The 24,892-nt window shown below is 72.0% G+C and carries 18 protein-coding genes; 4 read left to right on the plus strand and 14 right to left on the minus strand.

The genetic code is table 11. The features are described 5' to 3' along the window. Positions 1 to 4: 4 nt before the first annotated feature. The 3 genes from ACF06X_RS10435 to ACF06X_RS10445 form a co-directional block, all read right to left on the minus strand. Positions 5 to 1,603, minus strand: a complete 1,599-nt coding sequence (locus ACF06X_RS10435) for a cation acetate symporter (protein ID WP_392286792.1) — start codon at positions 1,601 to 1,603, stop codon at positions 5 to 7. Continuing rightward, on the minus strand, positions 1,600 to 2,094 hold the full coding sequence (locus tag ACF06X_RS10440) for a DUF485 domain-containing protein (protein ID WP_392286793.1): 495 nt from the start codon (positions 2,092 to 2,094) through the stop codon (positions 1,600 to 1,602). The genes ACF06X_RS10435 and ACF06X_RS10440 overlap by 4 nt, the downstream gene beginning before the upstream one ends. Before the next feature lie 185 nt (positions 2,095 to 2,279). After that, positions 2,280 to 4,397 carry a type IIA DNA topoisomerase subunit B gene (locus ACF06X_RS10445; RefSeq protein ID WP_392286794.1) on the minus strand — a complete coding sequence of 706 codons (2,118 nt, stop codon included), beginning with the start codon at positions 4,395 to 4,397 and terminating at the stop codon, positions 2,280 to 2,282. A gap of 431 nt (positions 4,398 to 4,828) precedes the next feature. Here ACF06X_RS10445 and ACF06X_RS10450 point away from each other — a divergent pair, with 431 nt between their 5' ends. After that, positions 4,829 to 5,059, plus strand: coding sequence for a hypothetical protein (locus ACF06X_RS10450; RefSeq protein ID WP_392286795.1), 231 nt, complete (start codon positions 4,829 to 4,831; stop codon positions 5,057 to 5,059). 147 nt (positions 5,060 to 5,206) lie between these two features. Here ACF06X_RS10450 and ACF06X_RS10455 read toward each other — a convergent pair whose 3' ends face one another. The 7 genes from ACF06X_RS10455 to ACF06X_RS10485 all read right to left on the minus strand — a co-directional run bounded on the left by ACF06X_RS10455 (position 5,207) and on the right by ACF06X_RS10485 (position 15,597). After that, entirely contained in the window at positions 5,207 to 6,043 is an 837-nt protein-coding gene (locus ACF06X_RS10455) for a serine protease (RefSeq protein ID WP_392286796.1), read from the minus strand. Between the two features lie 155 nt (positions 6,044 to 6,198). Continuing rightward, entirely contained in the window at positions 6,199 to 7,746 is a 1,548-nt protein-coding gene (locus ACF06X_RS10460) for an RNA polymerase sigma factor (protein WP_392286797.1), read from the minus strand. Positions 7,747 to 8,121: 375 nt separating this feature from the next. After that, a complete protein-coding gene (locus ACF06X_RS10465) occupies positions 8,122 to 9,009 on the minus strand; it encodes a FadR/GntR family transcriptional regulator (protein ID WP_392286798.1) in 888 nt (295 codons plus the stop codon). A 160-nt stretch (positions 9,010 to 9,169) separates the two neighbouring features. Further along, a complete protein-coding gene (locus ACF06X_RS10470) occupies positions 9,170 to 10,954 on the minus strand; it encodes an ATP-binding cassette domain-containing protein (RefSeq protein WP_392286799.1) in 1,785 nt (594 codons plus the stop codon). 120 nt (positions 10,955 to 11,074) lie between these two features. Then, the gene (locus ACF06X_RS10475) at positions 11,075 to 11,845 is read right to left on the minus strand and encodes an NUDIX domain-containing protein (protein WP_392286800.1); all 771 of its coding nucleotides are present in this window, start codon (positions 11,843 to 11,845) and stop codon (positions 11,075 to 11,077) included. Between the two features lie 118 nt (positions 11,846 to 11,963). Beyond that, entirely contained in the window at positions 11,964 to 14,015 is a 2,052-nt protein-coding gene (locus ACF06X_RS10480) for a glycogen debranching N-terminal domain-containing protein (RefSeq protein WP_392286801.1), read from the minus strand. Between the two features lie 115 nt (positions 14,016 to 14,130). Then, on the minus strand, positions 14,131 to 15,597 hold the full coding sequence (locus ACF06X_RS10485; RefSeq protein ID WP_392286802.1) for a DUF4192 domain-containing protein: 1,467 nt from the start codon (positions 15,595 to 15,597) through the stop codon (positions 14,131 to 14,133). A 153-nt stretch (positions 15,598 to 15,750) separates the two neighbouring features. Here ACF06X_RS10485 and ACF06X_RS10490 point away from each other — a divergent pair, with 153 nt between their 5' ends. After that, positions 15,751 to 17,934 carry a RecQ family ATP-dependent DNA helicase gene (locus tag ACF06X_RS10490; RefSeq protein ID WP_392286803.1) on the plus strand — a complete coding sequence of 728 codons (2,184 nt, stop codon included), beginning with the start codon at positions 15,751 to 15,753 and terminating at the stop codon, positions 17,932 to 17,934. A gap of 216 nt (positions 17,935 to 18,150) precedes the next feature. Further along, positions 18,151 to 18,780 carry a hypothetical protein gene (locus tag ACF06X_RS10495; protein ID WP_392286804.1) on the plus strand — a complete coding sequence of 210 codons (630 nt, stop codon included), beginning with the start codon at positions 18,151 to 18,153 and terminating at the stop codon, positions 18,778 to 18,780. Between the two features lie 154 nt (positions 18,781 to 18,934). On the opposite strand, the gene ACF06X_RS10500 is transcribed toward ACF06X_RS10495, so the two are convergent. The 3 genes from ACF06X_RS10500 to ACF06X_RS10510 all read right to left on the minus strand — a co-directional run bounded on the left by ACF06X_RS10500 (position 18,935) and on the right by ACF06X_RS10510 (position 21,089). Further along, a complete protein-coding gene (locus ACF06X_RS10500; protein ID WP_392286805.1) occupies positions 18,935 to 19,582 on the minus strand; it encodes a hypothetical protein in 648 nt (215 codons plus the stop codon). 91 nt (positions 19,583 to 19,673) lie between these two features. Continuing rightward, on the minus strand, positions 19,674 to 20,384 hold the full coding sequence (locus ACF06X_RS10505) for a ribonuclease HII (RefSeq protein ID WP_392286806.1): 711 nt from the start codon (positions 20,382 to 20,384) through the stop codon (positions 19,674 to 19,676). A 75-nt stretch (positions 20,385 to 20,459) separates the two neighbouring features. Next, positions 20,460 to 21,089: a TetR/AcrR family transcriptional regulator gene (locus ACF06X_RS10510; RefSeq protein WP_392286807.1), complete on the minus strand. Its 630-nt coding sequence runs from the start codon at positions 21,087 to 21,089 to the stop codon at positions 20,460 to 20,462. Positions 21,090 to 21,223: 134 nt separating this feature from the next. Between ACF06X_RS10510 and ACF06X_RS10515 the strand changes: the two genes are divergently transcribed. Next, on the plus strand, positions 21,224 to 22,777 hold the full coding sequence (locus ACF06X_RS10515) for an MFS transporter (RefSeq protein ID WP_392286808.1): 1,554 nt from the start codon (positions 21,224 to 21,226) through the stop codon (positions 22,775 to 22,777). A 60-nt stretch (positions 22,778 to 22,837) separates the two neighbouring features. Here the strand turns inward: ACF06X_RS10515 and ACF06X_RS10520 are convergent, their stop codons facing one another. After that, positions 22,838 to 24,679, minus strand: coding sequence for a DUF4153 domain-containing protein (locus tag ACF06X_RS10520; protein ID WP_392286809.1), 1,842 nt, complete (start codon positions 24,677 to 24,679; stop codon positions 22,838 to 22,840). Positions 24,680 to 24,892: the final 213 nt, after the last annotated feature.

Raw genomic sequence — 24,892 nt, forward strand, 5'->3', positions numbered from 1 at the left:
ACGGTCAGACGGCGCCCGCTCCCGTCAGGGCCCTGACCTCCGTCTCCGCGTGCTTGGCCGCGTCCGGCGGCTCGGCGGAGGTGACCGTTCCGATCCAGCCGGCCAGGAAGCCCAGCGGGATCGAGACCACCCCCGGGTTCTGGAGCGGGAAGACATGGAAGTCGACGCCCGGGAAGAGCGCGTCGGGGCTGCCGGAGACGACCGGCGAGAGGACGACCAGCAGGACGGCCGGGACCAGCCCTCCGTACACCGACCACACCGCGCCCCTGGTGGTGAAGTTCCGCCAGAACAGCGAGTAGAGCAGCACCGGCAGGTTGGCGGAGGCGGCGACCGCGAAGGCGAGTCCGACGAGGAAGGCCACATTGAGGTCGCGTGCGAGCAGGCCGAGGCCGATCGCGGCCGCTCCGATGCCGGCGGCGGCGAGCCGCGCCACGGTCACCTCGCTGTACGGCTTGGCGTGCGCGTCGCGGCGGCGCAGCGAGGCGTAGAGATCGTGGGCGACGGAGGCCGAGGAGGCGAGGGTGATGCCGGCGACCACGGCCAGGATGGTCGCGAAGGCGACGGCGGCGACGATCGCGAAGAGCACGGTGCCGCCGGTCGAGCCGGCGCCGCCGCCGAGGTCGAGGGCGAGGAGCGGTACGGCCGTGTTGCCGGCGGCGTTGGAGGCGCGGACGGCGTCGGGGCCGATGATGGCGGCGGCGCCGAAGCCGAGGACGATCGTCATCAGGTAGAAGCTGCCGATGAGGCCGATGGACCAGACGACCGAGCGGCGGGCGGCCCGGGCGGTCGGCACGGTGTAGAAGCGGGACAGGATGTGGGGCAGGCCGGCGGTGCCGAGGACGAGCGCGATCCCGAGGCTGATGAAGTCGAGCCGCGCGGTCCAGTCGCCGCCGTAGCGCAGGCCCGGGGCGAGGAAGTCGGTGCCGTGTCCGCTGCGTTCGGCGGCGGTGGCGAGCAGGTGGTCGAAGTCGCCGTGGAAGCGGAGCAGGACGAGCACGGTCAGCGCGATCGTGCCGGCCATGAGGAGCACGGCTTTGACGATCTGGATCCAGGTGGTGGCCCGCATCCCGCCCAGCGACACGTAGATCACCATCAGCGCGCCGACGCCGATCACGGTCCAGGAGCGCGCGGCCTCGCTGGTGCCGCCGAGGAGCAGGGCGACGAGGCTGCCGGCGCCGACCATCTGGGCCACCAGGTAGAGCACGGAGACGGTGACGGAGGAGGTCCCGGCGGCGATCCTGACGGGACGCTCGGCCATGCGGGCGGCGACGACGTCGGCGAGGGTGAACCGGCCGCAGTTGCGGACCAGTTCGGCGACCAGGAGCAGGACGACCAGCCAGGCGACCAGGAAGCCGACGGAGTACAGCATGCCGTCGTAGCCGAAGAGCGCGATCAGGCCGGAGATGCCGAGGAAGGAGGCGGCGGACATGTAGTCGCCCGCGATGGCGAAACCGTTCTCCATGGGGGAGAAGAGTCGGCCGCCGGCGTAGAACTCCTCCGCCGAACCGTGCCGGTTGCGGCTCACCCAGGTGGTGATCGCCAGGGTGACCGCGATGAACGCGCTGAACAGCAGCAGCGCGAGGGTCTGATGGTCTCCGGTCACCGCTGCGTCCCCCGTGTCATCTCCTGGGTGTCCCAGCGCAGGTCCAGCGCCGCCCGGTCCCGTCGCAGACGGGCGTGACGGGCATAGGCCCAGGTCAGGAGGAAGGTGGAGAGGAACTGGCCGAGTCCGGCGAGCATGGCCACGTTGATCGACCCGCTGACCGGCCGCGCCATGAGGCCGGGCGCCGCCGTCGCCGCCACGACGTAGGCGAGGTACCAGAGCAGGAAGGCGAGCACCGCGGGGATCACGAACCGCCGGTAGCGGCTGCGTACTTCCTGGAAGGCGGGGCTGCGCTGGACCTCCAGGTAGATGTCGGACGCGCTGCGGACGGGCTGCTGCCGCGGCACGGCGCCGGGTGCCGCGGGGGCGTGCGCTCCCGCGCCGTCGGGTGCCTCGGCGTCGGCGGACTCTCCCCAGCCGGCGGCCAGTGCGTCGTACCAGGGGTCGTCGATCCGCACCGCGGGGGCGCCCGGCCCTTCGTGCTTCTCCACCGGTGAACTCTCCTTGTCAGCGAACCGTTTCGGCCGCGTGCCCAAGGATGGACAGAGCAGGAAGATCCCGGACTCTTCTCCCCGTTCACTTCACCCCATCAGGTGACGGATCCCCTGGCGCCCTGACAAGCGTGATCGCCGTGGGGGCGGAGCCGGCGGCTCCGCCCCCACGGCGATCACGTGGCTCAGGCGTCGATCCGCGAGCGGTCGAGGGTCGCCGCCGAGCTGGTGATGAACTCCTTGCGGGGCGCCACGTCGTTGCCCATGAGCAGGTCGAAGATCTGCTCGGCGGAGTCCAGGTCCCCGATGTTGATCCGGCGCAGGGTGCGGTGGCGCGGGTCCATCGTGGTCTCCGCCAGCTGGTCGGCGTCCATCTCGCCCAGACCCTTGTAGCGCTGGATGGCGTCCTTGTAGCGGATGCCCTTGCGCTGGTACTCGAGCAGGGTCTGGCGCAGTTCGTTGTCCGAGTACGTGTAGACGTACTTGTCCTGGCCCTTCTTGGGCTGGACGAGCTCGATCCGGTGCAGCGGCGGCACCGCGGCGAAGACCCGGCCGGCCTCGACCATGGGGCGCATGTAGCGCTGGAAGAGGGTCAGCAGGAGGCAGCGGATGTGCGCTCCGTCGACGTCGGCGTCGACGAGGAGCACGATCTTGCCGTAACGGGCCGCGTCGATGTCGAAGGTGCGGCCGGAGCCCGCCCCTATGACCTGGATGATCGCTCCGCACTCGGCGTTCTTGAGCATGTCCGATACGGAGGACTTCTGGACGTTGAGGATCTTGCCGCGGATCGGCAGCAGCGCCTGGAACTCGCTGTTGCGGGCGAGCTTGGCGGTGCCGAGCGCGGAGTCTCCCTCGACGATGAAGAGCTCGCTGCGCTCCACGTCGTCGCTGCGGCAGTCGGCGAGCTTGGCCGGCAGCGAGGAGGTCTCGAGCGCGGTCTTCCTGCGCTGTGCCTCCTTGTGCTGGCGGGCCGCGATGCGCGTCCTGGCGGCCGCCACGGCCTTCTCCAGGACGGCCCGGGCCTGCGCCTTGGCGTCTCGCTTGGTCGACGTCAGGAAGGCCTTCAGTTCCTTCGCCACCACGTTGGCGACGATCCTGCGGGCCGCCGAGGTGCCGAGCACCTCCTTGGTCTGGCCCTCGAACTGCGGCTCCGCGAGCCGGACCGTGACCACCGCCGTGAGCCCTTCGAGGGCGTCGTCCTTGACGATGTCGTCCTCGGCGACGCGCAGCATCTTCGCGGAGCGCAGCACCTCGTTCACCGTCTTGGTGATGGCCTGCTCGAAGCCGGAGACGTGGGTGCCGCCCTTGGGGGTGGCGATGATGTTGACGAAGGACTTGACCGTGGTGTCGTAGCCGGTGCCCCAGCGCAGGGCGACGTCGACGCCGAGCTCGCGGGTGACCTCGGTGGGTGTCATGTGCCCGCGGTCGTCGAGGACCGGGACGGTCTCCTTGAAGGTGCCCTGGCCGGTCAGCCGCAGCACGTCGCAGACGGCCTTGTCCTGGGCGAGGAACTCGCAGAACTCGCTGATGCCGCCGTCGAAGCGGAAGGTCTCCTCGCTCTTACCCACGCCGTCCAGGTCGCGCTCGTCGCGGACGACGATGGTGAGACCCGGCACCAGGAAGGCGGTCTGGCGGGCGCGCTGGTGCAGGTGCTCCAGCGAGAGCTTGGCGTCCTTGAGGAAGATCTGCCGGTCGGCCCAGTACCGCACCCGGGTGCCGGTGCGGGTCTTCGGCACGCGCTTGATCTTGCGCAGGCCGTTGCCGGGGTCGAAGGGGCTGTCGGGGCCCTGCTCGGTGAAGATGCCGGGGACGCCGCGGCGGAAGCTGATCGCGTGCGTGGAGCCGTTCCGGTCGACCTCGACGTCGAGCCGGGCCGACAGCGCGTTCACCACGGAGGCGCCCACGCCGTGCAGACCGCCGGAGGCCGCGTACGAGCCTCCGCCGAACTTTCCGCCGGCGTGCAGCTTGGTCATGACGACCTCGACACCCGAGAGCCCGGTCTTGGGCTCGACGTCCACCGGGATGCCCCGGCCGTTGTCGCACACTTCGACGGAGCCGTCCTCGTGGAGGGTCACGTCGATGTGGTCGCAGTAGCCACCGAGGGCTTCGTCGACGGAGTTGTCGATGATCTCCCAGAGGCAGTGCATGAGGCCGCGGCTGTCGGTCGACCCGATGTACATGCCAGGGCGCTTGCGGACCGCTTCGAGCCCTTCGAGTACGAGCAGGTGCCGCGCGGTGTAGTTGGAACCGTCACGGTCTGCGGTCAGCAGCGCACTGGACGGCACGGACGTATCGGCGGTCACGCGGTTCGCTCCTCGCTGAATTTGAAAACTGGCTCGATGGGGTAAGGCCCGGCGTCGGTCACCGGTCAGAGGGTACCGATGCCTGGTAGAGCCGTTGTCACGCCACCCTCCTGATTTCTCATGCTAGTGCAGAGTCGCATGGGTGTTCGATCCCTCGAAGGGGTGACGTGAACATCACGTTCCCTTCCTGGCATGAACCATTTAGGCTCCGGGCACGTCCTCATGAACAACCGGCAACCCAGCCGGGAGGACGGACCGAGACAAGCAATGCGAAATCCGTAGAGCGACGCAATACGGCTCATTCGCCGCCAACCGGCAGCAGACAGCCACCTGGGAAGAAGTTTCGAGGAAAAGCCACGAGCGGGAACGTTTTCGGCCTGGTTGGATGTTGACCCTGGTACGACAGCTCGTCGAGCTAGAGAAGAGGCGACGTGACTACTGTTCTGACCCCCGCGAGCCCCCTGACGGCCGCTGACCGCTGCGACCGCTGTGGCGCCCAGGCGTACCTGCGCGTCGTCCTGACCAGCGGTGGTGACTTGCTCTTCTGCGCCCACCACGGGCGTAAGTTCGAGCCGGAACTCAAGAAGATCGCCGCCGAAATACAGGATGAGACGGACCGGCTCACCGACGTGCCGGCCAAGGCAGCAGACGAGGACCGCTGACGCCTCGCATCCACGACGAGCCAAGGGCCGGTCGCTGACCGGACGACGGGCGGCGCCCCCGCAGTCACAGGGGGCGACCGCCCGTTCTCATGCCCGGGCCCGGTTCCTCACGGCTCCCGGGCGCCCGGGTTCACCCTCGGCGCGCGTTCACCCTCGTACGGGCCGCAGCGTCGACGACGGCAGGACCGCCGACACCCGGGTGTACACACCGGGGCTCTCCGCCTGTCCGCAGCCGCTGCCCCAGGACACGAGGCCGATGAGCCGCCCACCGGCCACCAGCGGCCCTCCACTGTCCCCCTGGCACGCGTCCTTGCCGCCCTCCGGGTCTCCGGCGCACAGCATCGTCCCGGCGCGGTACGCCGTACCGAAGCCTCCCGGGTAGGCCCGCTCGCACGCGGCGTCGGACAGCACCTGGACGGGGGCCGACCGCAGGGACGAGGCGTAGGCGCCGTTGCCGGTCGTGTCGCCCCATCCGTACACGGTCGCGGGCGTTCCCGGGGCCTCGACGGCGTCACCGGGGGCGGCGGTCGGGATCACGGAGGACTGCGGGAGCGCGCTCGCCAGCGTGAGCACGGCCAGGTCGCCGACGTTGGTGGCCGCGTCGTAGGACGGGTTGACCCAGGTCCCGGAGATCCGGATCTCCTCCCCGCCCTCCGCGCGCAGGGCGCTGCGGCCCGCGATGACCTTGAAGTCGGAGACCTCCCACGGTTCGCCGCCGAGGACCTCCCGGCCGAGGCAGTGGGCGGCGGTGAGCACCCGGGTGGGCGCCACGACCACGCCCCCGCAGAACTGACCCGCGCGCGTACCCCCGAACCGGTCACGGCTGGAGAGCGCCACGACCCATGGCGCGTCGGCGATCCTGGCGGGCTGGCCGCCGACCACGACGCTGTCGGCGGTTGCGGGCGCGGCGGTGGCGAGCGGCCCGGCCGCGGCCGCGATCAGGCCCAGGGCAGTGGTCACCGTTCGGGCGATGGGGCGACGCATAGAGCCTCCTGACTCTCCGGTGATGTCCGTTCACCCAGGGTCGTCCACGCGCCGCGTCCCTGCACCCCCGCACGGCCGAAGGGCCCGGTTCCCCTTTCGGGAAACCGGGCCCTTCGGATGCCGGTGAGTCGCCGGTGACCGATCCTCGCGAAGGATCAGTCGAGGTAGTCCCGCAGGACCTGCGAACGGGACGGGTGCCGCAGCTTCGACATCGTCTTGGACTCGATCTGACGGATCCGCTCACGGGTCACGCCGTAGACCTTGCCGATCTCGTCGAGCGTCTTCGGCTGACCGTCGGTGAGACCGAAGCGCATGGAGACGACGCCGGCCTCACGCTCGGAGAGCGTGTCGAGGACGGAGTGCAGCTGCTCCTGGAGAAGCGTGAAGCTGACCGCGTCGGCCGGGACGACCGCCTCGGAGTCCTCGATCAGGTCGCCGAACTCGCTGTCGCCGTCCTCACCCAGCGGGGTGTGGAGGGAGATCGGCTCACGGCCGTACTTCTGGACCTCGATGACCTTCTCCGGGGTCATGTCGAGCTCCTTGGCCAGCTCCTCCGGCGTGGGCTCGCGGCCCAGGTCCTGGAGCATCTGGCGCTGGACGCGCGCGAGCTTGTTGATGACCTCGACCATGTGCACCGGGATACGGATGGTGCGGGCCTGGTCGGCCATGGCGCGGGTGATCGCCTGACGGATCCACCAGGTGGCGTACGTGGAGAACTTGTAGCCCTTGGTGTAGTCGAACTTCTCGACGGCGCGGATCAGACCCAGGTTGCCCTCCTGGATCAGGTCCAGGAAGAGCATGCCGCGGCCGGTGTAGCGCTTGGCCAGCGAGACGACCAGTCGGAGGTTGGCCTCCAGGAGGTGGTTCTTGGCGCGGCGGCCGTCCTCGGCGATGATCTCCAGCTCGCGCTTGAGCTTGGGCGCCAGCTTGTCGGAGTTGGCCAGCTTGTCCTCGGCGAACAGACCGGCCTCGATGCGCTTGGCGAGCTCGACCTCCTGCTCGGCGTTGAGCAGGGGTACCTTGCCGATCTGCTTCAGGTAGTCCTTGACCGGGTCGGCGGTGGCACCGGCGACGGCGACCTGCTGCGCCGGAGCGTCGTCCTCGTCCTCGTCGGACAGGACGAAGCCCTTGTTCTCGCCCTCGGCCTCTTCGTCCTCGCCCTTGCCGGGCGCGACGTCGTCGAGGAGCTCCTCGCCCTCGAGGACCTCGTCGGCGTCCTTCTTGGCGGCGGTCTTCTTGGCCGTCGTCTTCTTGGCGGCGGTCTTCTTCGCCACCGTCTTCTTGGCCGCAACCTTCTTGGCGGCAGCCTTCTTGGCCGGCGTTCCGGCCTCGTCGGCCGGGTCCGCGCTCTCTGCCGCCGGGGCCGCCGCGGCGGCCGTGGCGGTCTTCGTCACGGTCGTCTTGGCGGTGACGGTCTTGGTGGCGGTGCGCTTGGCCGGGCTCTTCGCAGCGACGCTCTTGCGGGCGCGCTTCGGCGACTCCGCTGCACTGACCATCAGCGTCACACCCTCTTCCTCGAGGATCTGGTTGAGGCTGCGCAGAACATTCTTCCACTGGGTTGGCGGAATCTGGTCAGCCTCGAAGGCCCGACGCACGTCATCGCCGGCGATCTGCCCATCAGCCTTTCCCCGCTCGATGAGCGCCATCACAGACTCGGACTCGGCGATCTCCGGCGGGAGCGTACGGGATGTGCTGGCCGACACGAACAACCTCTCGGAACGATGGAAACGGCTTCCGGCCCCGCCCATGATCGGGCTGGAGCCGACGACCGTCGACGGGGAATGTGCCGACGGCGCGGGCTGGACCGGGGAACTGCACAGCGCCTCACGCGGCTGCTGTATTCCTTCCTCGGCTGTCACCTCTTAGGTCATCGCACGGCTTCGAGGAGTGTTACGCCCAATCCGCGTGGCCCGAGTCACACCTCATTTGCGACGAAACGGCCAGAACGGTTGTTCGTCGTACATCAGAGCCGCCGGAACCCGCGCGGCCCCCGGGGATACGTCATGATCCCCGGGTTCCGCGCGGGTCCGGCGACACGCGATGCGTACGGCTCCGCGCCCTTGGCCATGGCCCGCGGGTCAGTGCTCACGGGGAGCGGGTACGACCCGCTCCACCTCCGGGTGGACCGTGAGCAGCTGCCGCATGGCCGCCTCGGCGCCGTTGGCGTCCCCCGCGGCGAGGCAGTCGACGATGCGCGCGTGGTGCGCGAGGCCGGACTCGCCGGGGCGGTCGCAGCCGATGACCGGGCCGCCGGAGACCTGGAGCGCGGCGCAGACGATCCCGGAGAGGTGCTCCAGCATGCGGTTCCCGGCGAGCTGGATGAGCAGGGAGTGGAACTCGGTGTCGGCCCGGGAGAAGGTGATGCCGTCGCCCTGGGCGTAGGCGTGGCCCATGATCTCGACCATGTCGGCGAGGCGCTGCTGGACGTCCTCACGGCCGTGGCCGGCGGCGAGCCGGGCGGCCAGCGGCTCGATCGTCCAGCGGAGCTCGTTCAGCTCGCGGCGCTGGTCGTCTCGCTGCGGGCCGAACGCCCGCCACTCGATGATGTCGGGGTCCAGCAGGTTCCAGTCGCTGACGGGCCTGACCCGCGTGCCGACATTGGGCCGGGCACTGACGAGGCCCTTGGCCTCCAGGACGCGCAGCGATTCGCGCACGACGGTGCGGGAGACCTCGAAGCGCTGACCGATCTCTTCGGGGACCAGCGGGCGGTCGGCGCCGAGGTCGCCGGAGACGATCATCTGACCGAGCTGCTGGACGAGCTGGCCGTGCAGTCCGCGACCGCGGCTGCCGGTGCTGCGGCGACCGACCCGGCCGAGGTCCGTCTCCACTCCTTCCCAGGAGGGCGGGGCCACGCGGTCGGCGACCGGCGTCTCCGCGTACGGGTATCGATCGAGATCGCCCGGGGCGCCGAGGCCGGAGTCGACGGGGCGGGCGGCGGTCATCATGGTGTGCGCAAGGGTACTCACGCATCCTTTGTCGGCGTTGATTCCGTGACCCTTGAGGTCTTTGGTGAAAAGCACACGAAAGGGTGATCGGCACCCGCTACACAATTGACGATTAGTCGGACATGTAGGGCCAATCGCAAGCGAGTTGCCGACCGACCGGAAGTTTTCGATCCGAAACCGGTCACCAACGCGCTTTACGGCGAAGGCCGGTGAGCAGATAGGCGCAGAGCAGAGCGGTCAACGCCAGTGCAAGCGCCACCCCCACAGGCTGGGCGAGCACGCGTACGGCGCCCGTCAGCCACTGGTCGACGGCGGACGGCCATCCCATGCTGACGAGTCCCCGAAGCCGGGCGGGGAGTCCGGCGATCGTGCGGCCCGAGGGGGCTGAGGGGATGTTGTTCACGAGCGGAACGAGGAGCACCGGCACCGAGAGCACCGCCGCCACTCCGGCGGCGGCGACCCGGAAGACCCCCGCGCCGAGCACACCGGCCCAGGCGCAGCCGATGATCAGCCCGAGCCAACTCGCGCAGAGGGTCGGCCAGTTTTCCGGTACGGGGGTCAAGTCGCCGCCGTAGACCAGCCGGACGGCCTCCAGGTCTGCCACCACGACGAGCACGGCGAGGAAGAGACCGACCGCCGCCGCGACCACGAGCTTGGCGAGCAGCAGGCCGAGACGGCGTGGGACCGTCCCGCGCCCGGTGGTGAGCGCCGGGTAGCGGTACTCGTCCGCGAAGGAGAAGGCACCGAGCAGGCCCGCGCCGAGGGCGGCGGGTGGCAGCGGGGAGAGAGGGGGCCAGCCGGCGAGGACGGCAGGGAGGGGCGTCCGGCCGCCGCGCGCGAGCAGCAGGGCGATCAGGACGGAGGCGACCAGGACCGAGGCGACGACGAGCGGGGTGGCCGGGACTCCGAGGAGCCTGTGGATCTCGTACCGGAGCGGGCGCAGTGGCGATCGGGAGGGCCGCCGTCGCGCGGAGGGCGTCACCTGCTCGCGGCCCGCGCCGGCGGCGTCGGCCGGTCTGGCGCCGGCGGCTTTCCGGACGTCGGCGGCTCCGGTCTCGGGAGCGGTCCGGGTGGTCTTCGGGGCGGCCTCGGGGCGCGGGTCACCCACCTCGTCGGCGAGTTGGTGGATCAGCACTCCGTGCCGGAAGGCCGTCTCGCCGATCTCGGCGCAGTCGCTTCCGTAGACGGAGAGGCGGTTGCCCTTCTCGGCGACGACCTCGACGGAACGGCGGGCGGCGCGCGCCTCCTGCGTGACGGCGGCGGCGAGCCGCGCGGCATGCGGAGTACGGACGACCACGCGTGGCCGCAGCCGGGTACGGGCGAAGTCGGCGACGTCCTGGTCGGCGACGAGCCGACCGTCGTGGAGGGTGATCACCCGGTCCGCGTGGCGGGCCGCCTCCTTGGGGTCCTTGGTGGTGTAGAGGACGGTCCCGCCGTCGGTGGCGTGGGCGCGCAGGAGTTCGTGCAGCCAGGCGGTCTCCCGGGTGGACAGGCCGGCGCCCGGCTCGTCGAGCAGCAGCGTGTGCGGATCGCCCAACAGGGCCGAGGCGAGCCCCAGTCGGCGGTCCATCCCGCGCGACAGGGTGCCGATGCGCTGGTCGTGGAGGCCGGTGAGGCCTACGGCCCGGAGCATGTCGTCGGCCCTCGTCGCGGGAACCCCGGTGGCGGCGCACAGCATCCGCAACTGGCTGCGCAAGGTCCGCGAGGGATGCCCCGGCACGTCACCGAGCAGGACGCCGACCTCTCCGGCGGGATGCGCGATGCGCCGGAGGGGGCGACCTCGGAAGTAGGTGACGCCGCGGCCCGGCTCGAGCTCGAGCATCAGCCGCAGGGTGGTGGTCTTGCCGGAACCGGCAGGGCCCAGAAGGGCCGTGACCTGGCCCGGCCGGACCTCGAAGGTGAGATCTTCCACGGCGGGCGGGAGGTCGCGCCGGGGGCTGCTGGTGAGTCCGATGGCCTGGAGCATCGCTTCTCTCGCGGTAGGTGAGACCGCTCCGCGGCAGGGCGGCTGTCGAAGCAAGATAACGCTACATTTCGGACTTTTGGCGCAGGGTTGGGGGGTCGGGTCGCCCCAGGGCCGTCCTCGTCAGATCTCGGGTCGCAGCATCGGCGGGTTGAGCAGGGTCGCCCCGCCCGCCCTGAACAGCTGCGCGGGGCGGCCACCCTGGCGAGTGGTCGTGCCGCCGGCCGGAACGAGGAAGCCGGGCGTACCCGTCACCTTGCGGTGGAAGTTGCGCGGGTCGAGCGCCACTCCCCACACCGCCTCGTACACCCTCCTGAGCTCACCGACGGTGAACTCCTGCGGGCAGAAAGCCGTGGCCAGTGAGGAGTACTCGATCTTCGAGCGGGCCCGCTCCACTCCGTCGGCGAGGATCCGGGCGTGGTCGAAGGCGAGCGGCCCGGACTGATCGTCCTCGCCCTCCGCGCCGCCGTCCCGGCCGAGCAGCTCCTCGACCGGTGCCCAGCGGGCGCTGTTCGCGTCACCGCCGGCCCGTGGCGCCGGAAGATCCGGTGCCAGGGCCAGATGCGCGACGCTGACCACGCGCATCCGGGGGTCGCGGTCCGGGTCTCCGTAGGTCGCCAGCTGTTCCAGATGGGCGCCGTTGCCGAGAGCGGGCGGCGGAGCGGCGGGGTCGTGGACACAGAGCCCGGTCTCCTCGACCAGTTCACGCGCCGCGGCGGCGCCCAGATCCTCGTCTCCCCGGACGAAGCCGCCGGGCAGCGCCCACCGTCCCTGGAAGGGAGGCTCTCCCCGCCGTACGACCAAGGCGCACAGGGCATCGCGCCGAACGGTGAGCACGACCAGATCGACGGTGACGGCGAAGGGCGGGAAGGCCGACGGGTCGTAGGGAGACATGCCGCGATCATAGTCGTCTTCCTGACGATAAACACGCCCCTCGGACGTATCGCCCGCGACTTGTTCTCCCCGTCGCAGAGCTTCCGTCGCTTCCGTCGCGGGGTGCGTCCGCATCCGTTCAGCCCCCCAGCTGGAGGCCCTCGGCGGCCTCCTCGACCATGCCGAGTCCGAGCCTGCTGACGCGGACGGCGAAGGGCTCCTCCGCCACCCTGAGCCCCGAAAGCCGTACCGCCCCGAGCGGGGCCGACCGGACGGGGTGCAGGGCGACGGTCCGGTCGGGCGCGTCGGGGCGGATCCCCGCGAGCGTGGTCAGCAGATGGACACCGGCGGCCGCGGCCACGGCGGCGGGCCGGCAGGCGGCGGGGTGCGGCACCGGAAGGGATCCGGCGGTGCGCTGTTCCCCGGCGTACATCTCGGGCAGTCGGTGTCCGAACGCCTCGGCGGCGTCGAGGACGCCGCGCAGCAGGGACGCCGCCTCTCGCTCGTATCCCGCCGCGGCGAGCCCGCCGACGGCCACCGCGGTCTCGTGCACCCGCACCGTGCCGGCCCGATGGCCGAAGGGGTTGTGGCCGGGTTCCTTGGTTCCGAGGCTCCGCAGCCCCCAGCCGGAGTCCAGCACCGGGGTGCCGAGCAGCCTCGCGAGCTGATCGGTACCGGCCTTGTCCAGCAGACCGGGTGCGTACCGGCCGCCGCCCGACAGGCCGGTGTCCAGCAGGTGGGCCGCCCAGCCGCCCAGCTGGGTCCACGGCCGCCCGCCCGGCACGCGGGCCGCGGCCGGCCTGCCGCCGGACCGGTCCTCGAGCCAGAACTCGGCACGGAACCGCTCGCGCAGAACGCCGGCCCACTGCCTCCACGCGTCTGCGCCGGGCCGGCCGCACGCGTCGAGCAGCTCGGCTCCGAGTACGGCCGCGCGATGGGCGTGCGCCTGCGTCTCCGCCCGCCACGGCCCGGTGGGCCCCGGGTCCGGCACGAACCCGTCCGAGTCGGCGGCGGCACGCAGCCACCCGAGGCACCGCTCAGCCGCGGGAAGCAGCTCGGCGAGGTCGTGCTCGGGCAGCCCCCACCGCCTGGCCTCGGCCAGGACGACGGGGAACGCCAGGGTGGCCTCGATTCCGGTGCAGCGGGGCGGGAGGTACGGTCCGGCGTCCCTGAGGGGGCCGGGGATGCGGCCCGATTCCGGCCCCGGGCCTCCGAGCTGTACGCGGGCCAGCGCACGGAGGGTCGTGACGGCGAGCCGGGTGCCGAGCGGCAGGACCATGCGCGCCGCCCAGAGCGCCTCAGCGGTGGCCGGCCCGCAGCGCCAGGGCACCCCGGCCGCGAGATGGATGTCGGCGGGGTGCGAGGGATCGCGCTGGAGCAGCGCCCGCAGGTCGTCGACGGACGTGCGCAGGAGCTCCCCCACGCGCGGATCGTCCCCTTCGGCGCGGGCGTCGGCGAGGATCTGTCCGCCGGGGCGCCCGCTGCCGGACCCCTGGGGCCCGGCAAGACGGGGTGTGCGGTCCCCGCGCACCCTGAGCTCGATGGTGCGGGCCGCTCCGGGCTCCAACTCGATGTCCCAGCGCAGGAGTCCGGCCGCGGCCATGGCATCCGTCGGCGCCGGGTCGGCGGTGACGGCCACGGACCGGCCGTCGTCCGCGGTCCACCGCAATCCCGTGCCGTGGACGCCGGCGGGGAGCTCGGGCCCGGCCCGCCCGGCCGCCACCGCGCCCAGATCCGCGAGATCCGTGCCCAGAGCGATCTCGACCGGGAGCCGGAGTGGTCTGCCGACGGCGCTGCGCAGGGTGATCCGCTCGGTCCCGTCGGCGCCGCGCGAACGCTCGACGACGAGTCCCGGGTCGGGGCCGAGGTCTCCGGCGGTCCGCAGGACTCCGAGGAAGGCGGCGCGGTCGGCGCCCGCCGTTCTGCCCTGGACGGCGAGCGGCTCGCGGCCGGCCACCCGCAGGACGCAGCGGGAGAGCAGCCGCCGTCCGGCCAGGTAGACGCCTTCGAGACCGTGCCCGGTGAGCTGCCCGTGCTCGGCGCTGACGGCCAGGGCGGGCAGGGCGACGCAGATGAGGGCGTTGTGGACCGACGGCAGCTCACCGGGCCGTGTGCTGCCGGAGGGCGCGTGGCCGGCGGGGGGCGTGTGTCCGGCCGGGAGTCCGGAGGCCGGGGCGGGACTGGAGGCCATGAGTGGTCTGCTGTGCTCTCTGTGCGGTCCGGACAGCCGGTCGGATGTCGGCGGCACGGGTCGTCGGTCTCCGCCACAGAGCTGAACGCCGCTTCGGGGGGCCTGGTCACGGGCGTCATCGCCCGCTCCTCGTCCCACGCTGCCCGCTGCGCCGGGCGCCGGGGTCCCGAAGCACCCGGGAGGAGGCCGTGCCGGGCCGGGCGCTGTCGGCCGGTCCGTTCCTCTTCTCTGCCGGGCCGTTCCTCCTCCCGGCCGGCCCGCTGCTCTTTCCGGCGGACGCGCTCCTCTTCACCGGCTGCCGTGCCTGGGCACGGGCGGCGCGAGAGCGGACGCGGCGCGCCGCGTGGCGCGTTTCCGCGGCCGCGGCCTCCCGGGCCTCCCGTTCCTCTCGCAGGCAGCTGCGCAGTGATTCGGGGTCGAGCCCCTCGTTGCAGGCCTGGTGCAGCAGACGGGCGAAGACGTACTCGGGATCCGCCTCGAGGGCGAGGCCCAGGGCGACGCGGGCAGCCGGTTCGTCGCCGGTGGACCAGGCCACCCAGCCCGCGAGGGTGAGCGGCGCCGCGGCATGCTCTCCGTAGGGAGCGACGCAGCGCCGCGCGAGCACCCGCCACAGCCGCAGGGCGGCCTTGGCGTCCGGGCCCTCCATCCATTCGGCCGCCCGGTCTCGGGTCTCGCGGTCCTGGAGTCCGAGGATCAGGGTGGCGGCCTCGTCGGGCGTGATCAGCGCGTCGTCGGCCGCGTCGCTCTCCGCCGTCCCCGTGCGGCGCGGCAGACCGGCCACCGGCGTCCGCTCGAGGCCGTCGCCTTCCGATGGCGCGGCCGAGCCGCTGGCCGCCGCGGACGGCCGTCCGAACCGTCGGAGCATCTCGCGAGCGAGCGTCAGCGTCGTCTCTCGGATCTCCTCCCGGCCCTGGCCCGGCGGGCCGTCGAGGATCTTGGGGACGATGACGGCGGCGGCCGCGTTCAGCGCGGTGCGCTGCCGGTCGTCACCCGGCGACTCGCGCGGCTTGAGCCGCGCCTGCATCTCCCGCAGGGATCCCCTCACCTGGATTCCGGCGTAGGCCGCCGACGCCGCCATGACCGACGTACCGGTCAACGCGAGAGGTGTGCCGTCGGGCGGGCAGCAGCGGGTGTCGGGACAGCAGTAGGAGAAGTAGAGACCGTCGGAGATGCAGAGGACTTCGTAGACCGGGATGTCGAGCTCGCCGCAGGCGGTGCGCAGCCGCTGGGCGAACGGGCGCAGGCGCTCCATCGTCCGCCGGGCGGTCTCGCCGGGCTCCGGGTCCTGGCAGAGGAAGACGACGATCCCGTCCGGGCGGGTGCCGCGCCGGGCGCAGCCGTCGACGAGGCACTCCGCGAGGTGCTCCGCCGTCGAAGGCCATTCCTTGGGCGAGCGCGGGATGCCGAGCCTGACCCGGCCCCCGAACCGTCCGTGCTCGCCGTGGAGCGCGACCAGGACGACCGAGTCGTTGGGGTGGAAACCCAGCATGAACGGCAGGGCGTCGGCCAGTTCGGCGGGGCCGCGCAGGGTGATGTGCTGCGTTTCGGACGGTCCGTGTGATTCGCGGGGGTTCGTGTTCATGGTCACGACGGTCTCGCGACCGACGCCGACCGCGAAACCCCTGTGGATAACTCTCGCGGACCACCCGGATCGGACTCGCCCGCCCCCCGTCGGTTGTCCACAGGATTCGCGGCTCGTTCGCGCATTGTCCGAACCATCGGGTTGCATGGGGGCATGACCAACGCAGACCGCCTCGAAGACCGCGCGGCCCTCCGAGCCGACGCCGATGCCGTACTCGCCCGCCTCGTCGGCGACACCAGCGGCACGGCGAGACTCCGCGAGGACCAGTGGCGAGCCATCGAGGCACTCGTCGCGGAGAAGCGGCGCGCGCTGGTCGTGCAGCGGACCGGGTGGGGGAAGTCCGCCGTCTATTTCGTGGCGACCTCGCTCCTGCGCGAGCTCGGCAGCGGCCCCACCGTGATCGTCTCCCCGCTGCTCGCTCTGATGCGCAACCAGGTGGAGGCGGCGGCCCGGGCGGGTATCACCGCCCGCACGATCAACTCGTCGAACACGGAGGAATGGGAGACCGTCCAGCAGGAGGTGGCGGACGGCGCGGTGGACGTGCTGCTGGTCAGCCCGGAGCGGCTCAACAATCCCGACTTCCGCGACCAGGTCCTGCCGAGGCTCGCCGCAGCCACCGGCCTGCTCGTCGTCGACGAGGCACACTGCATCTCCGACTGGGGCCACGACTTCCGGCCCGACTACCGGCGTCTGCGCACGATGCTGGCCGACCTTCCGGCCGGCGTCCCGGTGCTCGCCACCACGGCGACGGCCAATGCCCGGGTCACGGCGGACGTGGCGGAGCAGCTCGGGACGGGTGCCGGGACGGACGCGCTGGTGCTGCGCGGTCCGCTGGACCGGGAGAGCCTGAGCCTCGGCGTGGTCAGACTCCCCGACGCGGCGCACCGGCTGGCCTGGCTGGCCGATCACCTCGGCGAGCTGCCCGGCTCCGGCATCATCTACACGCTCACGGTGGCGGCCGCGGAGGAGGTGACCGCCTATCTGCGCCAGTGCGGGCACACGGTGTCCTCGTACACGGGCCGCACGGAGAACGCCGACCGCCAGCAGGCGGAGGAGGATCTGCTGGCCAACCGCGTCAAGGCGCTGGTCGCGACGTCGGCGCTGGGCATGGGGTTCGACAAGCCCGACCTCGGCTTCGTCGTGCACCTGGGCTCGCCCTCCTCCCCCATCGCGTACTACCAGCAGGTGGGCCGCGCCGGGCGTGGGGTGGACCATGCCGAGGTGCTGCTGCTGCCGGGCAAGGAGGACGAGGCGATCTGGCAGTACTTCGCGTCCGTCGCCTTCCCTCCGGAGGAGCAGGTGCGCCGCACGCTGGACGTTCTGGCGCACGCCGACCGCCCCCTGTCGCTGCCCGCTCTCGAGCCGCTGGTCGAGCTGCGGCGGACCAGGCTGGAGACGATGCTCAAGGTGCTGGACGTCGACGGCGCGGTGCACCGGGTGAAGGGCGGCTGGACCAGCACGGGCAGGCCCTGGACCTACGACTCCGAGCGGTACGCGTGGGTGGCGCGCCAGCGGGCCGCCGAACAGCAGGCGATGCGTGACTACGCGTCGGGGACGGGCTGCCGGATGGAGTTCCTGCGGCGCCAGCTGGACGACGAGGAGGCCGCGCCGTGCGGGCGCTGCGACAACTGCTCGGGGCCCCGGTTCGACCCGAAGGTGACCGGTGCCGCCCTCGACGCCGCCAAGGGGGAGCTGGGACGACCGGGTGTGGACGTGGAGCCGCGCAAGATGTGGCCGACCGGACTCACGGCGGTCGGCGTCGATCTGAAGGGCCGTATCCCCGCCACGGAGCAGTCGTTCGGCGGACGGGCCCTGGGCCGGCTCTCGGACATCGGCTGGGGGAACCGGCTGCGTCCGATGCTCTCGGAGCACGCTCCGGACGGCCCGGTCCCCGACGACGTCGTGCAGGCCGTGGTTCGCGTGCTCGCCGACTGGGCGAAGGGACCGGGGGGTTGGGCCTCGGGGGCGCCGGACGCTCCCGCCCGGCCGGCCGGTGTGGTCACGGTCGCCTCGCGCAGCAAGCCGCACCTCGTGGGCTCGCTCGGGCAGCGGATCGCCGAGATCGGCCGGATGCCGCTGCTGGGCGCCGTGGAGTACACGCCGGAGTCGGAGGACGTGCGGATCTCACGGACGAACAGCGCTCAGCGGGTGATCGGGCTCCATCAGGCGCTCACCGTTCCGCCGGCGCTGGCCGAGCGGCTGGCCTCAGCGGGCGGGCTGGTTCTGCTTGTTGACGACCTGTCGGACAGCGGCTGGACGCTCGCCGTGGCGTCGAGACTGCTGCGCCGGGCGGGAGCGGAGGGAGTGTTCCCGCTGGTGCTCGCTGTCCAGGGCTGAAACGGGGAGTGAACAGGGGGCGACCGGGCAAGGATATGAGTGTCATACCGGCTCATTCCAGTCAGCGGCCTCAATTGCTCGTTGCCGCCCGCGCACGGGCCAGGAAGAATTGGGAATCCGCCCCGCACAGCCCGTATGCGGTCCTGAAGGACTGTGCCGTGGCGCGCCCTCACTCGACCCTGCCCGCCCAGCGGGCGCGTATCCGAAGGGAGGACCGTGACCTTCGGATTCGCTCCGTCCGCAGCCACCTCGATCAGCTCGTCGTCCGGGTCCGCCAGTCGCCTCGCTCGGATGCTCGAACCGTCCGAGTGGGCGGCAGCCGGAATCCCGCTGCTGCGCAACCCTCGCGAGATCGTCAGCGGTCTGCACAGCCGCCATCGGCCGACGCCCGCGACCGCGGTCGTCGCCGTTCTCGACCATGAGGAACGACTCGCCGCCAGCGCGTCGTTCGTCCGTCGCTCCGTCCCCGCGGACGGGTGGGAGTTCCGCAACGCGCTGCTCGCGCATCTGCGCCGCGTCCTCCCGCACGACCTGCGGCGCCGCGCCCCGGTGCGGACGGCGGTGCTCCTCTACTGCCGCGACGGCGACGAGCGGTGGACGGAGGAGGACGGCGCCTGGATGTGGGGACTGCGGGACGCCTGCACCCTCCACGGCCTGCGCTGCGGGGCGTACATCACCCTGACGCGTGGCGGTTGGCAGGTGCTGGGCGAGGGCCGTGGTGGCCGGCAGCCCGCCTCGGACTCGCGGCCGACGGCTCTGGGAGACGTCGGCTCCGAGGTCGGCGCCCTCACCCCGCGTACGGCGTCGGGCGCGGCCGAGCCACTGCGCCGGACGGCGGCCCGCTGAGGGGCTCTGCGCCGGGCCTCTGGGCATCCATGCACCGGCATCCATGCACCGGCATCCGTGCACCAACGTCCGGGCATCCGCGGAACCACATGCGCCACGGCCCGGCCGCCCCACGTGGGGCGGCCGGGTCAGGGTCGCGATATGTGCTTCGGCGTCAGACGCCCGCGCCGAGCGCGGCGTTGACGCGCTGCGGGTCGCCGCAGACGATGAGCAGCGCGGTCGCCCGCCCCCTCGCCAGGGGCAGGGCCCGGGCGGTGGCGTCATCGGCTCCGCCGTTGACCGCCACGACCACGACCGGGCGCGCGGCGGCGCGCTCCACGGCGGCCGCGTCCGCGAAGAACACGTCGTCGCGGGCGTCCTGCTGAGCCCAGTAGGCGGCGTCGCCGAAGGACAGCTCGTGCGTAGCCCACGGATGCTGTTCACCGGTGGTGAGAACGAGGATGTCACCGGGCGCGCGCCCGGTCTCCAGGAGCAGATCCACCGCCTCCTCGGCCGCGTCGAGCGCGCCGTCGGCGGGGGCAGGGATCAGCTGGAGCTGCGGACCGGATCGCTGCTCGGAACGATTCTCCGGGCCGGAGGACGCGGACTGCCCGGCACCGGAGTGCGTGCGCTGAGCGGGCGGCGCGGGCTGAGCGGGCGGCGCGGGCCTGGCCGGTCCGGGGACGGGGCGCCCTGGACGCGGCGACGCCGCGGAACGCGGACCGGGTACGGGACGAGGGGTCGGCGCGGGGTGGCCGGCGGCCGTGGCGCGGGGACCCTGGGCACTCTCGTGAATCTGAGGCTCCTCGGGGATGAGAGGCATGGGTGGATGTCTATCAAACGCCGGTGCGCGGGGCTCCGGCGGGTGGGCACAATCGTGCGACCCGGCTGCTGAGGCAGGTCTGCCGGGGAGTTCAGAAGTCGAAGCCGAGTTGGCCCCCGCTTTCCAGTGCGGCCGCCTCGGCGGAGATGCGGACCTTCTTGAGGTGCCGCCACCGGGGCAGCGCGTCGAGGTAGGCCCAGGAGAGCCGGTGGTAGGCCGTGGGGCCCAGCTCCGCGAGGGCGGCCTTGTGGACCGGCGACGGGTAGCCCGCGTTGGCCGCGAAGCCGTAGGCCAGGCATTCCTCCGCCTCGACCTCCAGCCGGGCCATGATCTCGTCGCGCCGGACCTTGGCGATCACCGAGGCCGCCGCCACGGCGACGCAGGACTGGTCGCCCTTGATCACCGTACGGACCTGCCAGGGGTCCCCGAGGTAGTCGTGCTTGCCGTCGAGTATCACCGCGTCCGGGCGCATCGGCAGTCCGTCCAGGGCGCGCTCCGCCGCCAGCCTGAGCGCCGCGGTCATGCCGAGTTCGTCGATCTCCTCCGGGGAGGCGTGCCCGAGGGCGTGGGCGGTGACCCACTTCTCCAGCTCCGCGGCCAGGGCGGTGCGGCGCTTGGGGGTGATCAGTTTGGAGTCGGTGAGCCCCTCGGGGGCCCGGCGCAGACCGGTGACGGCCGCGCACACGGTGACGGGACCGGCCCACGCTCCGCGTCCGACCTCGTCGACCCCAGCGATGATCTTGGCGCCGGTGGTGGCTCGGAGCGATCGCTCGACGCTGTGGGTGGGTGGTTCGTACGGCATGGCGCCAGACAGATTACGCCGATCGGCGCCGCCCGCGATACCCGGATTCCCGTCGGATGTCCGAACCCGTTCGCCTCAGGTGGTCCGGGGCCGGAGCAGCGGCAGGAGGATCTGATCGATCATGGCCGCCATCTCGGGATCCGTCCATTCGCTGGCGCACATCTTCGCGCGGTACATCATCATCGCCGGGATGACGTCGAAGAGCAGATCGTCGGTGGCGTCGGACCGAACGTCCCCCCGCCTGATCCCTCGCTGCACCACCTCGCGGAAGAGGCGGGTGGTGGGTTCGATCACTCCGCTCACGATCAGCCCGTGAAACCGCTCGGCGGCCTCCCGGTCGCATTCGTGAATCACGGCCCGCAGGGCGAATCCGGGCTTCGAGTACATCGCCGCCCGTACTCGCCGGCACAGCTGATAGAGGTCCTCGCGGACGCTCCCGCGGTCGGGCGCCTCGTCGAGCGTCGGCAGTCCGGCCTGGAGCGCGTCCGCGACCAGGTCCTCCTTCGACGGCCAGCGCCGGTACACGGCGGCCTTGCCGGTCCGCGCCCCGACCGCGACGCCCTCCATGGTCAGACCGTTCCAGCCGACCGTGCTCAACTGCTCGAGCGCGGCCTCCAGAATGGCGCGTTCCAGTACCGGGCCACGGCGTCGCGACGACGACACCCCTTGCGGCCGAGCGGCGGCCGCGGAGCGCGAAGTAACCATCAGGGACTCTCCATTGAGACGGGTCGGGGACAACCGGCAGTGGTCAGTGAACGGTTGCGTTCACTGACGGGGACTCACTACCGTGGAAGGCAGTGAACGGGTGCGTTCACTACATCTTCCGTGGGGGATCCATAGTGACAACATCTCCAGTGGACACACAGACCACGCCGGGCGCCGCGCGGCGCGAAGGGCGACCGGGAATCGCCCTCACCGTGATCGCCGCCTGCCAGCTGATGGTCGTGCTGGACGCCACCATCGTGAACATCGCGCTCCCGCACATCCAGGACGCGCTCTCCTTCTCCACCACCGACCTGTCGTGGGTGCTCAGCGCCTACACCCTCACCTTCGGCGGACTTCTCCTGCTCGGCGGCAGGGCCGGAGACATCCTGGGGCGCCGTCGCGTCTTCCTGACCGGCATCCTGCTCTTCACCTTCGCCTCCCTGCTCGGCGGCTTCGCCCAGGAGCCATGGCACCTCCTGGCCGCACGGGCCCTCCAGGGCGTCGGCGGTGCGATCGCCTCTCCGACATCGCTCGCGCTGATCACGACGACCTTCCCCGAAGGCCCGGAGCGGAACCGGGCGTTCGGCGTCTTCGCCGCCGTCTCCGCAGGCGGCGGCGCGATCGGCCTGCTGGCCGGCGGCATGCTCACCGAGTGGCTCGACTGGCGCTGGGTGCTGTTCGTGAACGTACCCATCGGCCTGCTGATCGCTTTCCTGACTCCCCGTTACATCAACGAGTCGGAGCGCCACCCCGGCCGTTTCGACATCGCGGGCGCCCTGTCCTCGACCCTCGGCATGGCCTCGCTGGTCTACGGGTTCATACGGGCGTCCGAGGAGGGCTGGCGGGACCCGCTCACGATCGGCTCCTTCGTCGCTGCCCTGATTCTGCTCGCGGCCTTCGCGATCGTGGAGTCACGGGCCCGAGAGCCCATCACCCCCCTCAGGATGTTCGCCGACCGCAATCGGTCGGGCACGTACATCATCATGCTGAGCCTGGCGGCCGCCATGTTCGGCATGTTCTTCTTCATCGTTCTGTTCGTGCAGAACGTCCTCGGCTACAGCCCGATCCGCGCCGGACTCGCCTTCCTGCCGGTGACGGTCGCGATCGTCACCGGTGCCGGGCTCTCACAGCGGCTGCTGCCGGTCCTCGGCCCGAAGCCGTTCATGGTGACCGGCTCGGCGATCACCGGTGTCGGTCTGTTCTGGCAGACTTTCATCACCCCCGACAGTTCGTACGTCGGCGGCGTCCTCGGCCCCATGGTGCTGTTCGGCTTCGGCATGGGCCTGAACTTCGTGACGCTCACGCTGACGGCCGTCTCGGGCGTGGCGCAGCACGAGGCGGGCGCCGCTTCCGGGCTGCTCAACGCGACGCAGCAGGTGGGCGGTTCGCTGGGCCTGTCCATCCTGGTCACGGTCTTCGGCACGGCCGGCCGCGACGAGGCGGAGAAGCAGGTGCCGTCCTTCCTCGCGACCGCGACCCCGGAGCAGAAGGCACGGTTCGCGGCCACCGGGGAGATGCCGGCGCCCTGGGGCCACGACGTGCTGACGACGGGCATGTCGACGGCCTTCATGGCCGCCGTCGGCATGGTCGCGCTCGCGCTGATCACGGCGGTGGCGGTGATCCGCGTGCGCAAGAGCGACCTGGAGGCCCTCAGCGGCAAGGCCGAGGCCGCGGGCCCACCGGCCTAGACGGGCGAGGGCAGGCCCGGGGCGGAGGGGCCCGAGCCGGGCGCTCCTCCGCCCCCCGGTTCAGGAAGGGCCGTAGGGCTCGCCCTCCGCGTACGGGTCGTACTCGCCCTCCCTGCTCGGCCTGCCGCACTGCTCCGGGGACAGGGACCGGTCGATCCCGCGTTCGGCCAGGATCGCCCGGGCCCTCGACTCCGACCAGCTCGTCGCGTACCAACCGCCGTCGTCCTCCCGCAGCCGGGCCTCGATGTCCAGCAGCGCACAGGAGCGCTGCGGCTCGGGCAGCCGGTCGAGGGCGGGCACGGCGTCGGTCGAGAGCCCCTCCAGATAGGGAAGGTCGATCTTCCCGAGGCGTTCGTACCGCTCGACATTGCGCTCGGCGACGAGCGCGTCGGGCGAGATGACCCCGAAGGCCAGCATGGCCACGGCCGCGCTGACAGCCAGCGCACGCGGCAGGAGACGCGCGCCGAGGATCCCCGCGGCCATGATCAGCAGGATGACCACCCCGAGCCAGATCTCCATCGCGGTGACGGAGACGCGAAGCCGGGTGAGACCGTACGCGTCCACGTACAGGTCCATCCTGCGCAGGGCGGAGGCGACGACGACGAGCGTGAGCACGCACAGGGTGCCGAGCACGGCGCGGACGAGTGTCCGGTCCCGGGCGTCGGTCCGGGGCGCCCAGCGCAGGGCGAGGCCGATCACCACGAGGGTGAGGAGAGTGGCCGTCAGGAGCTGCCAGAAGCCCTGACGCGCGTACTCGGAGTACGTCAGTCCGGTCTCCGCGAGGACCTTGTCGTAGCCGCCGAAGAGAACGCCGAGTTGGACCGCGTTGAAGGCGGCGAAGAGCAGGTTCAGGACGATGAGCGGCAGGGCCCATTCCCACCGGGCGCGTGCCCGGCCGGGGCGGATGACCATCCGGTCCCAGCGCAGGGGCGCCGCGGCGGTGCGGGCCACGGCGATCGCGCCGAAGAGACCGAGCAGGAAGTAGGAGAGCCGCCAGGGCGTCTGCTCCACGGAGACGTCGGGGATCAGCGCGCCGAGCAGATCGGCGAAGGCCGCGTCCGCGCCCGCGAACAGGGCGCCGAAGACGACGAGCAGGACGACGGCCACCCCGGTCGTACGCACGGCAGGACCCCAGCGGCCCCGAGAACCGTCCGCCCGGTCGCGGAGTCCTCGCCAGGCCCAGGTCGTACCGGAGCCCAGGGAGTCGATCAGGCCGATGGGCCCGAACAGGATGCTGGGCCAGCCACCGCCGCCGTGCAGGGCGAAGGCGGTCAGCACGAGGGCGGAGACGATCGCGAGGAACGTCGGCCAGCCCGCGTCCCGCAGGGCCGGTACGGCGAGGAGGGCGAGGCCGCCGACCGCCCACACCAGCGTCCAGGGGCGCGGTCGGCGGCCGGCGGCGCGGGCGGCGAAGGAGGCGGCGAGGACCGCGGGAACGGCCACGATCACCAGATTCAGACCGAGTCCGTCGCCGAACAGCAGCGCGCTGAGGAGGGCGGTGGCCAGGATGGCGAAGAGGGTCGGTCCGGTCACCCGGGCCGGCGGGTCGGGACGCAGCCGGGTGAGCCAGGTCTCCGCCCGGGGCGGCGGGCCCCAGGGGTTGCGCGGTCCGGCCCCGCCGGGCCGCCCCGCGGACGCCGCTGCCCGCGCCTGCGCCTGCGCCTGCGCCTGCGGCGAAACGGGTGGTACGGCACCACCGTGCTTCACCACCGGTACGGCGGGTACGGCTCCGGCGGGCGTGGCGGGTACGGCTCCGGGCGGCGTAGCGGGTACGGCTCCAGTCGGCGTCGGCGTGGCGCCGGGCCGGGGCTCCGGTTCCTCCGGAGTGCTGTCGTGTGGTGTCGGTACGGACGGTGTATCGGGCACGGGACCCCCTCCCGACCCGGGCGCGCACGGGGCCATGACGGCGGAGTCCTGCGGTCCGGGTGTCTCGTCGGCGCGCTTCTTGTCATGATCAGCGCTTCGAAGTGGCCGACTCTAACCCCGCCCCGGACGTTCGCCCGGAGCCGAGCGGCGCTGTGGCAGGACCGTGACACTCACCCCCGGACATTCCCACCGGTACGGGCAAGATCGCCCCAGGGAGCCCGTCGAGGCCGTGTCAGCCGGCCGTCGGCT

The sequence above is a fragment of the Streptomyces sp. NPDC015346 genome, from assembly GCF_043078785.1.
Lineage (GTDB): Bacteria > Actinomycetota > Actinomycetes > Streptomycetales > Streptomycetaceae > Streptomyces.

What these genes read in the sequence shown, in the direction of transcription:
- ACF06X_RS10455 (WP_392286796.1), bottom strand. Translation starts at nt 6,043, where the DNA reads ATGCGTCGCCCCATCGCCCGAACGGTGACCACTGCCCTGGGCCTGATC.
- ACF06X_RS10470 (WP_392286799.1), bottom strand. Translation starts at nt 10,954, where the DNA reads ATGCTCCAGGCCATCGGACTCACCAGCAGCCCCCGGCGCGACCTCCCG.
- ACF06X_RS10475 (WP_392286800.1), bottom strand. Translation starts at nt 11,845, where the DNA reads ATGTCTCCCTACGACCCGTCGGCCTTCCCGCCCTTCGCCGTCACCGTC.
- ACF06X_RS10480 (WP_392286801.1), bottom strand. Translation starts at nt 14,015, where the DNA reads ATGGCCTCCAGTCCCGCCCCGGCCTCCGGACTCCCGGCCGGACACACG.
- ACF06X_RS10485 (WP_392286802.1), bottom strand. Translation starts at nt 15,597, where the DNA reads ATGAACACGAACCCCCGCGAATCACACGGACCGTCCGAAACGCAGCAC.
- ACF06X_RS10490 (WP_392286803.1), top strand. Translation starts at nt 15,751, where the DNA reads ATGACCAACGCAGACCGCCTCGAAGACCGCGCGGCCCTCCGAGCCGAC.
- ACF06X_RS10500 (WP_392286805.1), bottom strand. Translation starts at nt 19,582, where the DNA reads ATGCCTCTCATCCCCGAGGAGCCTCAGATTCACGAGAGTGCCCAGGGT.
- ACF06X_RS10505 (WP_392286806.1), bottom strand. Translation starts at nt 20,384, where the DNA reads ATGCCGTACGAACCACCCACCCACAGCGTCGAGCGATCGCTCCGAGCC.
- ACF06X_RS10510 (WP_392286807.1), bottom strand. Translation starts at nt 21,089, where the DNA reads ATGGTTACTTCGCGCTCCGCGGCCGCCGCTCGGCCGCAAGGGGTGTCG.
- ACF06X_RS10520 (WP_392286809.1), bottom strand. Translation starts at nt 24,679, where the DNA reads ATGGCCCCGTGCGCGCCCGGGTCGGGAGGGGGTCCCGTGCCCGATACA.